Annotated in this window: 12 protein-coding genes and 1 pseudogene; 2 read left to right on the plus strand and 11 right to left on the minus strand. The window is 70.3% G+C overall.

Annotation, left to right across the window (positions count from 1 at the left end):
* From AC32QD_RS08015 to AC32QD_RS08025, 3 genes and pseudogenes are all read right to left on the minus strand, one after another.
* Positions 1-576: ABC transporter ATP-binding protein (locus AC32QD_RS08015; RefSeq protein WP_492009979.1), on the minus strand; the 576-nt coding region annotated here is incomplete at its 3' end.
* A 114-nt stretch (positions 577-690) separates the two neighbouring features.
* Positions 691-2,665: pseudogene (locus AC32QD_RS08020) on the minus strand (AMP-binding protein).
* A gap of 234 nt (positions 2,666-2,899) precedes the next feature.
* A complete protein-coding gene (locus AC32QD_RS08025) occupies positions 2,900-3,355 on the minus strand; it encodes an Hsp20 family protein (protein WP_492009968.1) in 456 nt (151 codons plus the stop codon).
* A 376-nt stretch (positions 3,356-3,731) separates the two neighbouring features.
* Here AC32QD_RS08025 and AC32QD_RS08030 point away from each other — a divergent pair, with 376 nt between their 5' ends.
* Positions 3,732-4,157, plus strand: coding sequence for a phasin family protein (locus AC32QD_RS08030; protein WP_492009969.1), 426 nt, complete (start codon positions 3,732-3,734; stop codon positions 4,155-4,157).
* A gap of 16 nt (positions 4,158-4,173) precedes the next feature.
* On the opposite strand, the gene AC32QD_RS08035 is transcribed toward AC32QD_RS08030, so the two are convergent.
* The 6 genes from AC32QD_RS08035 to AC32QD_RS08060 all read right to left on the minus strand — a co-directional run bounded on the left by AC32QD_RS08035 (position 4,174) and on the right by AC32QD_RS08060 (position 12,948).
* Positions 4,174-4,899 carry a trypsin-like serine peptidase gene (locus AC32QD_RS08035; RefSeq protein ID WP_492009970.1) on the minus strand — a complete coding sequence of 242 codons (726 nt, stop codon included), beginning with the start codon at positions 4,897-4,899 and terminating at the stop codon, positions 4,174-4,176.
* A 50-nt stretch (positions 4,900-4,949) separates the two neighbouring features.
* Complete coding sequence (glcF, locus tag AC32QD_RS08040) at positions 4,950-6,254, minus strand: glycolate oxidase subunit GlcF (RefSeq protein WP_492009971.1); 1,305 nt, start codon at positions 6,252-6,254, stop codon at positions 4,950-4,952.
* 6 nt (positions 6,255-6,260) lie between these two features.
* The gene (gene glcE / locus AC32QD_RS08045; RefSeq protein ID WP_492009972.1) at positions 6,261-7,439 is read right to left on the minus strand and encodes a glycolate oxidase subunit GlcE; all 1,179 of its coding nucleotides are present in this window, start codon (positions 7,437-7,439) and stop codon (positions 6,261-6,263) included.
* Between the two features lie 30 nt (positions 7,440-7,469).
* Positions 7,470-8,906, minus strand: coding sequence for an FAD-linked oxidase C-terminal domain-containing protein (locus AC32QD_RS08050; protein WP_492009973.1), 1,437 nt, complete (start codon positions 8,904-8,906; stop codon positions 7,470-7,472).
* A 517-nt stretch (positions 8,907-9,423) separates the two neighbouring features.
* Entirely contained in the window at positions 9,424-11,676 is a 2,253-nt protein-coding gene (ptsP, locus tag AC32QD_RS08055; RefSeq protein WP_492009974.1) for a phosphoenolpyruvate--protein phosphotransferase, read from the minus strand.
* Between the two features lie 54 nt (positions 11,677-11,730).
* Complete coding sequence (locus tag AC32QD_RS08060) at positions 11,731-12,948, minus strand: aspartate kinase (RefSeq protein ID WP_492009975.1); 1,218 nt, start codon at positions 12,946-12,948, stop codon at positions 11,731-11,733.
* Positions 12,949-13,163: 215 nt separating this feature from the next.
* Between AC32QD_RS08060 and AC32QD_RS08065 the strand changes: the two genes are divergently transcribed.
* Positions 13,164-13,856, plus strand: a complete 693-nt coding sequence (locus tag AC32QD_RS08065; RefSeq protein WP_492009976.1) for a hypothetical protein — start codon at positions 13,164-13,166, stop codon at positions 13,854-13,856.
* A gap of 27 nt (positions 13,857-13,883) precedes the next feature.
* Here the strand turns inward: AC32QD_RS08065 and AC32QD_RS08070 are convergent, their stop codons facing one another.
* On the minus strand, positions 13,884-14,297 hold the full coding sequence (locus AC32QD_RS08070) for a DUF1178 family protein (RefSeq protein WP_492009977.1): 414 nt from the start codon (positions 14,295-14,297) through the stop codon (positions 13,884-13,886).
* A 110-nt stretch (positions 14,298-14,407) separates the two neighbouring features.
* Positions 14,408-14,795 (minus strand): GcrA family cell cycle regulator (locus tag AC32QD_RS08075; RefSeq protein ID WP_492009978.1); only part of this gene is annotated, 388 nt, incomplete at its 5' end.

Here is a 14,795-nt window from a genome sequence, read left to right on the forward strand (position 1 = left end):
GAGGATGAAGCGGCACATGTCCTGCTTCTCCTCGACATTCATGCCGGCCATCGGCTCATCGAGCAGCAGAAGCTGGGGCTCGGCGGCCAGGGCGCGGCCCAGCTCGACGCGCTTTTGCAGCCCATATGGCAGCCGGCCAACCGGCGTCTTGCGGATGTGCTGGATCTCGAGGAAGTCGATGATGCGCTCGACGCGCTCGCGATGTGCGATCTCCTCGCGCTCGGCCGGCCCGGCCCACAGGGCCTGCCACAACAGGCTGCGGCGCATGTGGATCAGCCGCCCGGTCATGATGTTGTCGAGTGTCGACATGCCGCGGAACAGGGCGATGTTCTGGAACGTGCGGGCGATGCCGCGGCGCGCGATCTGATAGGGCTTGACGGCGGTGCGCCGCTCGCCCCGGTACCAGATCTCGCCCTCCTGGGGATGGTAGAAGCCGTTGATGACATTGAGCATCGAGGATTTTCCGGCGCCGTTCGGGCCGATGATGGCGAGAACCTCACCCTCGCGGATGTCGAAGCTCACGTCCTTGATGGCGGTCACGCCGCCGAAGCGCAGCGTGATGTTGCGAATCTCCATCAGCGTGCTGCCGATGCGCCGCGCCTCGGCAGCGCGCACCGCCTCGCCGCCGGCGTCGTCCGGCTGCGTTGCGGCTGCCTGGGCCAGAGGCTCGGTGCTCATGCGCGCCCCCTCTCACGCGGCCCTGGCCGGCGCGGCGGCCGCGGGATAGGTGGTCACGTCGCGGATTTCGAGCGTGCCGCGGATGCTGCCCTTGCGCCCGTCCTCGTAAGTCACCGCGGTCTCGAGGAAGACCGCGTCCTCGCCCGAATAAAGCGCCTCGACCAGCGGCGCGTAGCGCTCGGCGATGATGCGGCGGCGCACCTTCATTGTGCGCGTCAGTTCGCCGTCATCGGCGTCGAGCTCCTTGTAGAGAATGACGAAGCGCCGGATCTGGCAATGCGCCAGCATCGGGTCGCAAGCGAGGCTCTCGTTGGTCGCCTCCACGTCGCGCTGGATCATGGCGTAGACCTGCGCATGCGCGGCCAGCTCCTGGTAGGAGCCGTAGCCAACATTGTTGCGCTCGGCCCAGTTGCCGACCGACTCCAGGTCCATGCAGATCATCGCGGTGACGAAGTCGCGCTGATGGCCGAAGCAGACCGCCTCGCGGATGTTGGGCCAGAATTTGAGCTTGTTCTCGATGTATTTCGGCGCGAACAACGTGCCGTCGGCCAGCCTGCCGACGTCCTTGGCACGGTCGAGAATGCGCAACTGCCCGGTGCGCTCGTCCATGAAGCCGGCGTCGCCGGTCGCCACCCAGCCATCCGCGCTCTTGGTCTCGGCGGTGGCCTCCGGGTTCCTGTAGTACTCGAAACACGCCGGGCGAGCGGTAAAAGACCTCGCCCGTGCCCTCGTCGATGCGGATCTCGACACCCGGCGTGGGCACGCCGACCGTCTCGGGATCGACCGCGTTGTCGGGCTGCTGGGTGACGAAAACGCTGGCCTCGGTCTGGCCGTAGAACTGCTTCAGGTTGACGCCGATCGAGCGATAGAAGGCGAACAGGTCCGGCCCGATGGCCTCGCCGGCGCTATAGCCGACGCGCACCCGGCTGAACCCGAGCACGTTCTTGAGCGGCCCGTAGGCGAGCACCTCGCCAAGCGCGTACATGGCCCGGTCGAGCGCCGAGAGCGGCTCGCGCGCCTTGCGCTTCGCCTCGCAGCGCTTGGCGTGGCTGATGAAGTAATGGAACATCCGCTTCTTCAGCGGGCCGGCGTCCTCGATGCGGATCATCACCGTGGTGAGCAGCCGCTCGAAGATGCTCGGCGGCGCGAAGAAGTAGCTCGGCCCGATCTCGCGCAGGTCGGCGAGCATGGTGTCCCGCGATTCCGGGCAGCAGGCGCAAAAGCCCTTGGTGTAGGCCTGGCCCATGGAGAAGATGAAGTCGCCCACCCAGGCCATCGGCAGATAGGAGAGCATCGAATCGCGCTCGCTCAGCCGATCGAATTCGGCCGAGGCCGCAGAGGTGAGCAGGATGTTGTCGTGCGTCAGCACCACGCCCTTCGGCCGCCCCGTCGTGCCCGATGTGTAGAGGATCACGCAGGGGTCCACGCCGCGGCCCGACGCGACCTGCCCGTCGATGACATCGCCGAGCTCCTCCTCGGCCGCGCGACCGATACGCTGCACCTCGTCGAAGGGATGCATGGCCGAATGGTCGTAGTTCCGCAGACCCCTCCCGTCGCAATAGACGATGTGGCGCAGCGCCGGCAGCCGCGCCTGCACGGAGATCAGCTTGTCGACCTGCTCCTGGTCCTCGACCACGGCGAAGGTCACGCCGGCATGGTCGAGGACGTACTGCATCTCCTCGGCCACCGAGTCCTGGTAGATCGGCACCGGGGTCGCCCCGGCCATCTGGGCTGCGACCATGGACCAGTAGAGATGCGGGCGGTTGTTGCCGATGATGGCGAGCGAGTCGCCGGGCCGCAGGCCGAGCTTGACGAGGCCGAGGGCGAGCGCCCGGATCTCGGCGGCGGCCTCGTCCCAGCTCCAGCTCTGCCAGATACCGTATTCCTTGTAACGATAAGCGGGCTTGCCCGCCCGCTCGCGCGCATTGGCGAGCAGGAGCTTCGGAAAGGTGTCGCGCCCGGACGCATGCCGCGCGGCTTCCGTCACCCGGTATCCCTCCCTGCGCCCGGCCTGTCGCCGGGCAGGCGCTCTTCTCCGGGCGCAATTGCCCGCGCGGCGCCAGATCTCCTGCAAATTAGGAGGGCACAGCCCCCCACGGGTCAAGACCCGTTATTCGAACGTGCGTTCAATTAATCGGCATGCCGGAGGCAGGCAAGAGGAAATCCGCGCCCGGTCGCGGCAACCGGGCGCGGTGACGCAATTTTCTTTCGTGGGAAGGGCTCAGGTCGCCGACTTGCCGTTTCCCTTCGCCGCAGCGATCGGGATCGTGCGGGGCCTGAGCGCCTCGGGCACCTCGCGCTGCAGGTCGATGTGCAGGAGCCCGTATTCGAGCCGCGCGCCCGTGACCTTGACGTGATCGGCCAACTGGAAGCGGCGCTCGAAGCCGCGCTCGGCGATGCCGCGATACAGGTAGACCGGCTGGGCCTCATCTTCCGTCTCGCGCTTCTTGGCGGTGACGGTCAAGGTCTGGTCCTTGACCTCGACGGTCAGGTCCTCGTCGCGGAAGCCCGCGACGGCAACCGAGATGCGGTAGTTGTCCTCGTCCAGCTTCTCGATGTTGTAGGGGGGGTAGCTGGGCACGCTCACCTCGCCGGAGAGCAGCTGGTCGAGCATCGAGCCGAGCCGGTCGAAGCCGACGGTCGAGCGATAGAGGGGGGAAAGGTCGAGATTGCGCATGGGTCATATCCTCCGTCTCGAAGCGATATCCACTGGCGGCCCCCCGAGTTCGGGCGGGCCTGACTGCCTGTGCCGGGCCCGCAGGCGGCGCCCGGCATCACGGATTTGGGAACGCCGCGAGTGGGTGTCAAGCCCGGCGGGCCCGGTGCGCGAAAAGGTTGCGATTCAGGACTCGCGGCGACTCGGGCGCGCGTGGTAGGACTTGTACCGGCCCCGCCCGTCGGGCGGCAGAGCCGAGTCCCAGGGAGAAACCGCCGCCCATGGGGAGCGACCCTCCCGGCCAGACCGGACCGGTCGCAGGAGCGGCGCCGCGGAGGCACCCCTCCGCCAGGATCGACCCTGGTCGTTTCCAGCGCCGACGTCGAGGAGCAAGCCCATGCCCAAACAGACCCACAGCGAGGCCGGCACGGCGGGAACAACCGCCAGGACCGCTTCCCAGGGGCCGAACGGCCCCGATCTCGGCCAGATGGCCGAGGCGAGCCAGCGCTCGCTGGCGGCCTTCGCGCACCTGCACTCGCGCGCATTTCGCGACGCCCTGAAGGTCAATGCCGAGCTGTTGGACTTCGCGCGGCGCCGCATCAGCGCCGACATCCAGACCTCGGACCGGCTGGCGCGCTGCGCCTCCATGAGCGAGGCGGTGGACGCGCTCAACGAGTTCTACCAGGGCGCGGTCCGCGACTATGCCGAGGAGACCTCCGCGCTGGTCCGGCTGGGCACGGCGATCGGCTCGGAAGCGGCCCAGGAGACAGTCGAGGAGACGGTCGCCCAGGCCTCGCCCACGAGCCGGACGCCCAGCGACTGAGACGGACACTATCGCGTCAGCGCAGCGCCGCCATCACCTTGGGCAAGCCCGTGTCGGCAAGCACGGCGAAGGCCAGCGGCCGGCGCCCGTCGCTGCCCTTGGCCGAGACCACGGCGACGATGCGGGGGCGACCCCCGTCCATCGCGAACAGCGGCGAGCCCGAGGCACCGAAAGTCACATCGCAGCCCAGCGTCATCACCGGGCCCTCGACGTCGAGCACCTCGCAGCCCTGCTGGCGTGTGAGCGCGTTCGGCCGGTCCTGGCGGTAGCTGATCAGTGTCAGCGGCGTGCCCCTGGGGGGTTCGCGGCCGACCTCGAAGTGCGGCGCCAGCGAGCGCGGGATCTGCCGGTCGAGCCGGATCAGCGCCAGATCGGCGGCGATCTGCCGCGCGTCAGGGTGCTCGCTGAGGGTGTAATCCGGGTCCACCGCGATCCTCTTGGCGACGCGGGCGGCGACCATCTGGCCGAGCCGCCAGCCGGCGACGAACTGCACCGAGCCCACCGGGTAGGGCTTGCCCGTGAGCGGGCTGAGCACGCAATGCGCTGCCGTGAGGACGAGGTCCTGAGCGATCAGCGTGCCGGTGCACATCGATTCCATGCTCATGGTGGCGACGTTGACGCGGCCAACCGCGCGCCACGGCACCTGCTCCTGTGCGTTCAGCATGCGCCGGCGGTCGAGATCAAGCGCCTGCGCCGGCAGCCAGGCGGCGGCGAGGCCGAGCAGAAGAAGGAAGGTTCCCACCCGCTTCATCGGCACCGAGGATAGCGCGCGCCGCACGGCGGCGCGAGGGATTATTCGGCCGCCAGGTCGCGCGCGGCCAGGGCCGCCGGCCGGGGCCCGCCCGTGGCCCAGTCGAGCAGTTCGGCGGTGTGCACGACGGGAATGCCGGTGGCCGCGCCGATCTGCATCATGCAGCCGATATTGCCCGCCGCGATGACCTGGGGCCCGGTCGCCTCGATGCGGCTGACCTTGCGCGTCTGCAGCTCGCGCGCGATGGCGGGCTGGAGCAGGTTGTAGGTGCCGGCCGAGCCGCAGCACAGATGCGACTCGGCCGGCTCGACCACGGTGAAGCCGCACGCCTGCAACAGCGTCTTCGGCGCCTCGGTGATCTTCTGGCCGTGCTGGAGCGAGCAGGCGGGGTGGTAGGCCACCCGCATGTCCTGCGGCTCGACGCCGGACAGGCCGAGCTCCTGCATGAACTCGGAGATGTCGCGCGCGATGGCCGAGACGCGCTCGGCATCCGCCCGCATCGCTGGATCGAGGCGGAACATGTGGCCGTAGTCCTTCACGGTGGTGCCGCAGCCCGAGGTGTTGATGACAATGGCATCCAACCCCTCGCCGTCCATCTCGCGCGTCCACGCGCGGATGTTGGCGGCGGCCGAGGCATGCGACAGCCCGGTCTTGCCCAGATGGTGCGTCAGCGCCCCGCAGCAGCCCATGCCCTCGGCGATCACCACCTCGCAGCCGTGCCGCGTGAGCAGCCGGATGGTGGCGGCGTTGATGTCGGCGTTGAGCACCTGCTGGGCGCAGCCCGTCATCAGCGCCACGCGCTTGCGGCGCGGCCCCTCGGCCCGGTGCACGCCGGGCCGGTCATGGGCCGCGGGCGGCGCGGCGCGCGCCGGCGCGAAGTCGATCATCGATCCGAGCCTGCCCGGCATCAGCGCCCGGAACGGCCGGCCGAGCCGCGCGCCCATGAGCGCCAGGCGGAAGCGCCCCGGATAGGGCAGCACGCGCGCCAGCAGCCAGCGCAGGAGCCGGTCGGGCAGCGGGCGCGTGTAGGTGCGCTCGATGTGCTCGCGGGCGTGATCGACCAGGTGCATGTAGTGCACGCCCGAGGGGCAGGTGGTCATGCAGGCGAGGCAGGAGAGGCAGCGGTCGAGGTGCCGCACGGTCTTGGCGTCCGCCGGCCGGCCCTTCTCGAGCATGTCCTTGATCAGGTAGATGCGCCCGCGCGGGGAATCGAGCTCGTCGCCCAGCACCACGTAGGACGGACAGGTGGCGGTGCAGAAGCCGCAATGCACGCAGGCGCGCAGGATCTGGTTCGAGCGCGCGATCTGCGGGTCCTTGAGCTGGTCCTCGGTGAAGTTGGTCTGCATATCGCCTCAGACCCTCATGCGGCCAGGGTTGAGGATGCCGGCCGGATCGAAGGCCGAACGCAGTCCGGCTTCGAGGCGGACGATCGGCTCTGGCGCGGGTTCGAACACCTCGACGGCGGCGCGGGTGGCGGCCGTGGCCCGGATAAGCGTTGCATGGCCGCCGCGCCGGCTCGTCTCGGCCCGGATTGCCGCCGCCCCGGCATCGCCCGCCTCGGGCACCAGCAGCCAGACGCGGCCGCCGGCCCAGTCGAAGAGCGCCTCGCACTCGAGCGCGGCGCATATGGCAGCGACCGCCACGGCGGCGTCGGAGGGCTTGAGACCGAGCCGCCAGACCGCGCCCTCGCGCCCCGAGAACGGCCGCAGGTCGCGCACGCCGACCCAGACGGCGTCGTGCTCGGCGCCTTCGAGCTGGTGCACCTCCCCGAAGCCGGCGAGCCGCCTGGTCACCTGCTCGGCGCGGTAGCGCGCCTGGTTCGCCATGCCCTCGACCCGGATCAGGGTGCGGTTCTCGACCCCGGTCCCATAGGCGGGAAGATGCGCCGCGCCGGTGACCTCGAAGGGGCTGGTCATGGCGCAGGACATGGCCTCGACCGCGCGCGCATCGTCGAGCCCCTCGATGGCAAGCGTCAGCGCCTGCTCGGGGACGGGCAGCACCTTGAAGCAGACCTCGGTCAGCACGCCCAGAGTGCCGTAGCTGCCGGCCATCAGCTTGACGAGGTCATAGCCGGTCACGTTCTTCATCACCCGTCCGCCGCTGCGGATCGCCTCGCCCCTGCCATTGACGAAGCGCACGCCCAGCATGGCGTCGCGGCAGGCGCCGGCCTGCACGCGGCGCGGGCCCGAGGCGGCTGTCGCCACCATGCCGCCCACGGTCGGCGCGCCCTCCGTGCCCATCAGGAACCGGTGGTCCATCGGCTCGAAGGGCAGGCGCTGGCCCTCGGCGGCGAGCGTCTCCTCAACCTCGGCGAGGGGAGTGCCGGCCTTGACCACCAGGGTCAGGGCGCCCGGCTCGTAGAGCGTGATGCCCGAGAGGCCCCCGGTGGCCAGCGTCGATTCGGCCTGCACGGGCCGGCCGATGCCCAGACGCGAGCCGCCACCGCGGATCTCAAGCGGCGTCCCGCGCGCCGCAGCCGAGGTGACCGCCTCGGCAAGGTCGGCCTCGGACTCGGGCGCAAGAAAGGTCATGCGAGACCCTCGCGCCTGGCTCGGGCGCGATCAGCCACCGCGGCGGCCTGCGGACAGCGCCAGCGGGAAGACCTTGGCCGGGTTGAGCAGCCAGCGCGGGTCGAACACGTCCTTGACCGCCATCTGCTGCTCGAGCTCGGCGGGCTCGAACTGGTGCCGCATCAGGTCGCGCTTCTCCACCCCGACCCCATGCTCGCCAGTGAGGCAGCCGCCCACGTCGACGCAGCGCTTCAGGATCTCGGCGCCCAGCTCCTCGGCGCGCTCCAGCTCGCCCGGGGTGTTGGCGTCGAAGATGATCAGCGGGTGCATGTTGCCGTCGCCGGCATGGAAGACGTTGGCGACCTCGAGGCCGTAGCTCTCGGACAGCTCGCCGATCTGATGCAGAACCTCGGGCAGGGTGGCGACCGGCACGGTGCCGTCGAGGCAGATGTAGTCGCCGAGCTGGCCCATGGCACCGAAGGCCGCCTTGCGGCCGAGCCAGATGGCCTTGGCCTCGGCTTCGGAGGTGGCCTCGCGCAGCACCATGGGGTTATGGCGATCGGCCACCTCCTTTATGCGCGAGAGCTGCTCCTCGATCTCGGGCTCGGAGCCCTCGACCTCGACGATCAGCAGCGCCTCCACGTCCATCGGATAGCCGGCATGGGCGTGGTGCTCGGTGGCGTGGATGCACGGGCGGTCCATGAACTCGATGGCCACGGGAAGCACGCCCGAGCGGATGATGTCGGCGACGCAGGCGCCCGCCGTCTCGCTCGAGTCGAAGCCCATCAGTACGGGCCGCGCGCCCTCGGGCGAGGGCAGGATGCGCAGCGTCGCCTCGGTGACCAGGCCGAGTTGGCCCTCCGAGCCGCAGATCACGCCGAGCAGGTCGTAGCCGGTGGGTTCGAGATGCGCGCCGCCGATCTCGACGATCTCGCCCGCCGTGGTGACCATGCGCACCCCCATCAGGTTGTTGGTGGTCACGCCGTATTTGAGGCAGTGCGCGCCGCCCGAGTTCATCGCCACATTGCCCGCGATGGCGCAGGCGAGCTGCGAGGACGGATCGGGGGCGTAGAAAAATCCCTCGCCCTGCACCGTCCCGGTGACGGCGAGGTTGGTCATGCCGGCCTCGACCCGGATGAAGCGGTCGGCGAGGTCGACCGCGATCACCCGGTTCATGCGCGAGACCCCCACCACCACGCTGTCCGCGGTGGGCAGCGAGCCTCCGGCAAGGGACGTGCCCGCACCGCGCGGCACGACCGGCACGCCGGTCTCGGCGCAGATGCGCATCACCTCGGCCACTTCCTCGGTCGAGCCGGGCAGCACGACGGCCAGCGGCGGGCAGCGATAAGCGGTCAGCGCATCGCACTCGTAGACCCGCAGCTCCTCCTCCGCGTGGATCACCCAGTCCGCGCCCACCGTCTGTGTCAGCCGCTCCACGAGGGCTGCCTTGTGGCCGAGAACTTCGCGATTCGGGACGGGCATGTCCATGGCGACGGGGCCTCCCGGCCGATGTGGTCAGATTGCCTTACCAGATAACGCAGTCGCGGCGCCGAATCCACCGTCATTGCGGGCGGCGACGGGTGCGACCGGCTCAGAACCGCAGCTCGAGAGCGATCAACCCGACGGCGTCGCCGCGGTCGGGGACAACACAGCCCACGGCGCCCAGGCTGAGCCCGTGCGCGAGCCGGACGGCGAGGCCGACCGGCATGACGCCGGCGCCGCCACCGAGGCGGAGGCGGGAGCTGGCTGGTCGAACCACCCAGCTCCGGGGCCAGGGGGTGCCCAGCGGACGGGACCGGAGGTGACCGGAGACGGCATTGAGCGGAGCCACCGGACCCTCGGCCGCCGAGGCCGGGGCAGCCGCGGCGGCGAGCAGGACAAGGGTGGCGACGGCCAAAAGAAGCCGCGGGCGGGAGAGAGGAAGGGGTGCGTTTTGCATCCCGAAAGCATGCCCCATCCATGCTTACGGTGGCGTAAACGATGCTTGTCAACCATGGCCGCCGGCTCAGACCGGCAGGCCGCGGTCCGCCGCCCAGGCCCGCACGGCGGGGCGTGCGGTCGCCGCACCGGCGGCCTCGGCATCGGCCAGCACCGCGCGCAGCTCGGAGATATCGGCGGCGATCAGCGCTCGCTTGACCGGGCCGATCGCGGCCGGCCGCATCGAGAGATCGCGAAAGCCCACCGCCGCGAGGACCAGCGCCTCGAGCGGACGGCCCGCCGTCTCGCCGCAGAAGGACAGCGACGTGCCAAGCCGCTCGCACCGCGCCGTGATCTCGCCGAGCAGCGTGAGGAACGAGAAGCTCAGCGCATCGTAGCGGGTGCGCACCCGCTCGTTCTCACGATCGGCGGCGAAGAAGAACTGCATCAGGTCGTTGCCGCCCACCGAGACGAAGTCGGCCTCCACGAACAGACGGTCGTCGGCATAGGCCAGCGAGGGCGTCTCGAGCATGAAGCCGACGCGCAGCCGCTCGGGGCGCGGATATCCGCGCGCCGCCATCTCCTCGACCTCCGCCTCAACCAGCGCGCGGGCAGTCCGGAACTCGTCGGCCTCGGCAACCATGGGGAACATGATCGAGAAGGGCCTGCCCCGGGCAGCGCGCACCAGCGCCTGCGCCTGCATGCGGAACAGCCGCGGCCGGTCCAGCCCGACCCGGATCGCCCGCCAGCCCATGGCCGGGTTCGCCTCGGGCTCGCGCCGGAAATAGGGGAGGATCTTGTCCGAGCCGATGTCGAGCGTGCGGAACACCACCTCGCGCCCCTTCGCGGCATCGAGCACGCGGCCATAGAGCGCCGCCTGCGCCTCGCGTCCGGGCAGCCGCGGCCGGATCATGAACTGCAGCTCGGTGCGGTAGAGGCCGACGCCCTCGGCGCCACTGGCCTCGATCGAGGGCAGGTCGGCCAGCACGCCGGCGTTCATGCGCAGGCCGACCGTGATGCCGTCCACGCTGGTCGCCGGGCGCTGGCGCAGCGTGCGATAGATTTCCTGCGCCTGCTCGGCAAGCGCCACCTTCTCGCGGAAGGCGGAGAGGATCGAGCCCTCCGGGCGCAGATCGACCCGGCCCAGCTCGCCGTCCACGATGATCGGGTCGCCGGGATTGGCGTCGCGCGTGATGCGCTCGACCTGCACCACCGTCGGAATGCCCAGCGCGCGCGCCACCACCGCCGCGTGGCTGGTCAACGAGCCCTCCTCGAGGATCAGCGCGGCGATCCTGCCGGCATGGTCCATGAGCTCGCCCGGGCCGATGCTGCGGGCCACCAGAACGGCGTTGCGCGGTACCTCGGGCTGGCGCGCGCTCTCGGGGCCGACGAGGTAGCGCAGCAGACGGTTGGCCAGGTCGTCGAGATCGTGCAGCCGCTCGCGCAGGTAGGGGTCGGCCACCCGCTCCATGCGGGCGCGCACATCCGACTGCACCTTCTCGACCGCGACCTCGGCAGCGAGCCCGGAATCGATCGCCTCGTCAAGCCGCGCCCGCCAGCCGCGGTCATAGGCGAACATGCGGTAGGCCTCGAGGATCTCGCGCTGCTCGCCCGCCAAGGCGCCGCCGGCGAGCAGCCGGTCGACATCGTCGCGCAGCGCCTCCAGCGCTTCGGCCAGACGGCTGCGCTCGGTGGCGATGTCCTCGGCGATCGGGTCGAACACGACGAGACGCGGCTCGTGCAGGTGGACCACACCCTCGGCCACGCCCTCGCACGCGCCGACCCCCTCGAACACCACCGGGCCGGTGCGGCGGCCCGGGCCGGTGGCGAGGCCGGCCGAGCCGAGGAAGGCACCAGCCTCGGCCATCTCCGAGATCACCATGGCGACGATCTCGAGCGCCTCGATCTCCTCGTCGGTATAGCGCCGGCGCGCCTCGTTCTGCACCACCAGCACGCCCATGACCTCGCCGAGGCGCTGGATCGGCACGCCGCCGAAGGAGTGGTAGATCTCCTCGCCCGTCTCCGGCAGATAGCGGAAACCCGGCATCGCCTGGGCATCGTCGGTGGCGATGGGCTCGGCGCGGGCGGCGATCCGGCCCACCAGGCCCTGCCCGACGCGCAGCCGCACGGTGTGCACGGCCTCGGGCCTGAGGCCCTCGGTGGCGCAGAGTTCAAGCGTCTGCTCGTCGCGCTTGAGATAGATCGACGACACCTCGGCAACCATGTTCGAGGCGACCAGGCGGACGATCTTGTCGAGCCGCTGCTGCCCGTCGCCCGGGCCGGCCATCACCGCCCGGAGCGCGCGCAGCAACGCTCGCGATCCACCCTTCTCGGCGGGCATCGCCTGCCCTCCCTTGCCTCGAATCCCGGCGCGCGTGGCGCCGGCGGCGGCCCGTCAGGCCGCCTCCAGCCCGAATGCCTTGTGCAGCGCCTGGACGGCGAGCTCCAAGTACTTGCGATCGATCAGCACCGAGACCTTGATCTCGGACGTGGTGATCACCTGGATGTTAATGCCTTCGGCGGCCAGTGCCCCGAACATCTTCTGCGCCACGCCGGAATGGCTGCGCATGCCGATGCCCACGACCGACACCTTCGCCACCTCGTCGTCGACGATGATCTCGCGGTAGCCGATCTCCTCCCGCCGCCCTTCGAGCGCGGCGCGGGCGCGCGCCACCTCCTCGGTGCCGCAGGAGAAGGTCATGTCCGTGGTGCCGTCGCTGCCGATGTTCTGGACGATCATGTCGACAATGATCCCCTGCTCGGCCAGCGGTCCGAAGATCGAGGCCGCCACGCCCGGGCGGTCTGGCACCTTGACGAGAGTCACCTTGGCCTCGTCCCTCTGATAGGCGACTCCGCTGACGATGTTCTGTTCCACGATCTCCTCCTCGTCGCAGACCAGCGTCCCGGCCTTGTCCTCGAAGCTCGACAGCACCTGCAGCCGAACCTTGTAGCGCATGGCGAGCTCGACCGAGCGCGTCTGCAGCACCTTGGCGCCGAGCGAGGCAAGCTCGAGCATCTCCTCGTAGGCGATCCGGTCGAGCTTGCGGGCGCGCCGCTCGATGCGCGGGTCGGTGGTATAGACGCCGTCCACGTCCGTATAGATATCACAGCGCTCGGCCCCAAGGGCAGCGGCGAGCGCCACCGCCGAGGTGTCGGATCCGCCGCGCCCCAGCGTCGAGATCCGCCCGTCCGGCCCGATCCCCTGAAAGCCCGAGACCACCGCATGCAGGCCTTGCGCAAACTTCCGCTCCAGCGCCCCGGTTTCGATCTCGACGATGCGCGCCGCGCCGTGCACGCCGGTGGTGCGGATGGGAATTTGCCAGCCCTGCCACGAGCGCGCGGCGACACCGAGCCGCTGCAGCATCAGCGCCATCAGACCGCTGGTGACCTGCTCGCCCGAGGCGACCACGGTATCGTATTCGCGCACGTCGTAGAGCGGCGAGGTCTCGCGCACGAGGCGCACCAGCTCGTTTGTCTGGCCCGCCATCGCCGAGACGACCACCGCCACGTCGTAGCCGCGGTCGACCTCGCGGCGCACCTTTTCGGCCGCACTGCGAATGCGGTCGAGGTCGGCGACGGAGGTTCCGCCGAACTTCATGACGAGGCGGGGCATGTCTCTCGTTCCTCGGGCCGACCGGCAGGGGCCTGTTGCGGCGGGCGCCTCCCTATATCCCCGGCACCCCCCGACCGCAAGATTTCGCGAGCGCGGGCAGCTGCGGGTTGACCTCCGTCAAGGTGCTCTAGATGGCCGAGGAGGTATCAACCCGAGACTAACGAGCGGCGCCGCGGTATTGTCGCCCGCGGCAGGCCACGACAAGGAGTGCCCCGATGACGTTTTCCCGCACATTGACCACGCTCGGCCTCGCCTCCGCCTTGGCGATGGCCGGAGCGCAGCTCGCCGCCGCGCACGAGCCCGGAGGCCCGGGCAACGAGGGCGGTTATGGCGGCCATCCCTACCGCTACATGCAAAACGACCAGATGTGGTACGACGATATGGGGTACGGGCCCGCCATGATGGGCTATCGCATGGGCTATGCGCCCGAGATGATGGGCTACGGCATGGGCCCGGGCATGATGGGTCCGGGCATGATGGGCTACGGCATGGGCTACGGCTACCCGCCCGGCTACGGTCCCGCCCCGATGCATCCGGGCGAGGGCCCCGGTCCCGGGCCGAGGACGCCCGGCACGGGACCGGCCTATGGTCCGGGACCGAGGGGGCCCGGCTACGGCATGGGGCCGATGTCCCGCGGTACGTTCCACGGGCCCGCCATGGGCGGCATGATGAATTATGGCACGGCGGCCGCAGAGATGCAGGCCCTGCCCCACGCCCTCACGCCCGACCAGGTGCGCAAGATGTTCGAGCACCGGCTCGCCTGGGGCGGCAATCCCAACCTCAAGGTCGGCGACGTGAAGCAGGCCAACAAGGACACCATCACCGCCGACATCGTCACCAAGGACGGCTCGCTGGTGCGCCGCTTCGCGGTGGACAGCCATACCGGCGCGACCGAGCCGGTCCAGTGAGCGCGCCCCGGCGCCGCCGCGGCGGCATCAGCCGTCGCTGCGGCGCATCCAGGGGATCGGCGCGACCGGAATGCCTTCGTCCTTGAGCGAGCGGGCCTCGTCGCGGCTCGCCTCGCCCCAGATCGACCGCGTCTGCGCCTCGCCGTTATGCATGCGGCGCGCCTCGGAGGCGAAGGCGGGGCCGACATAGTCCGAGGTCCGCTCGATATGGCGGCGCAAACCGGCGAGCGCCGCCTCGGCCGGCGAGGCCGGCCGGCTCAGCTCGGGAACGTCCCGGCCCCCCTTGACCGAGGGCGCCATCGGCGCCTTGACCACCTCGGCCGACCCGCAGACGACGCAGGCCACCCGGCCCGCCGCCTGCTGCTCCTCGAAGGCAGCCGAGGAGGCGAACCAGGCCTCGAAATCGTGCCCGTCGGCGCATCTGAGGCTGTAGCAAATCATGCCAGGACCGGCCCTCGCTCACGAAAAGGTCAGTGCCTTACTATATAGCCGCGATCTCCCGGCAAACCATATCTTCTTGAATTGGCGGGGAAACCTGCGCGAGGATCGGCTCAGCGTCCGCTGCGCGCCCGATCGCGTCGGGCCGAGAGCGGCTGGAAGGCCACCGCCACGTGGTGCTCGCAATAGGGCTTGCCGGGCACCGAGGGCAGGCCGCAGAAATAGAAGTCCTCCTCGGCGGGGTCGCCGATCGGCCACTTGCAGGTGCGCTCGGTGAGCTCGAGCAGGTCCAGCTTCTTCGCCATCTTCTCGATCTCCGCCAGCGTCTCGCGTGCCGCCATCTCCTCGGGCGTCGGCAGCCCGGGGGCGCGCGGCTGCGCGGCATCGCGCACCACCGGCTGGGCGCGCGCCGGGGCGGGGGCGGCCGGCGCCTCCTCGGCCTCTTCGGCGGCGGGCGCCGCTGCAGGGGTGGGCTTCGTTGCGCGGGGCGCGGCGCTCGGC

The organism is Thermohalobaculum sp., from assembly GCF_058622915.1.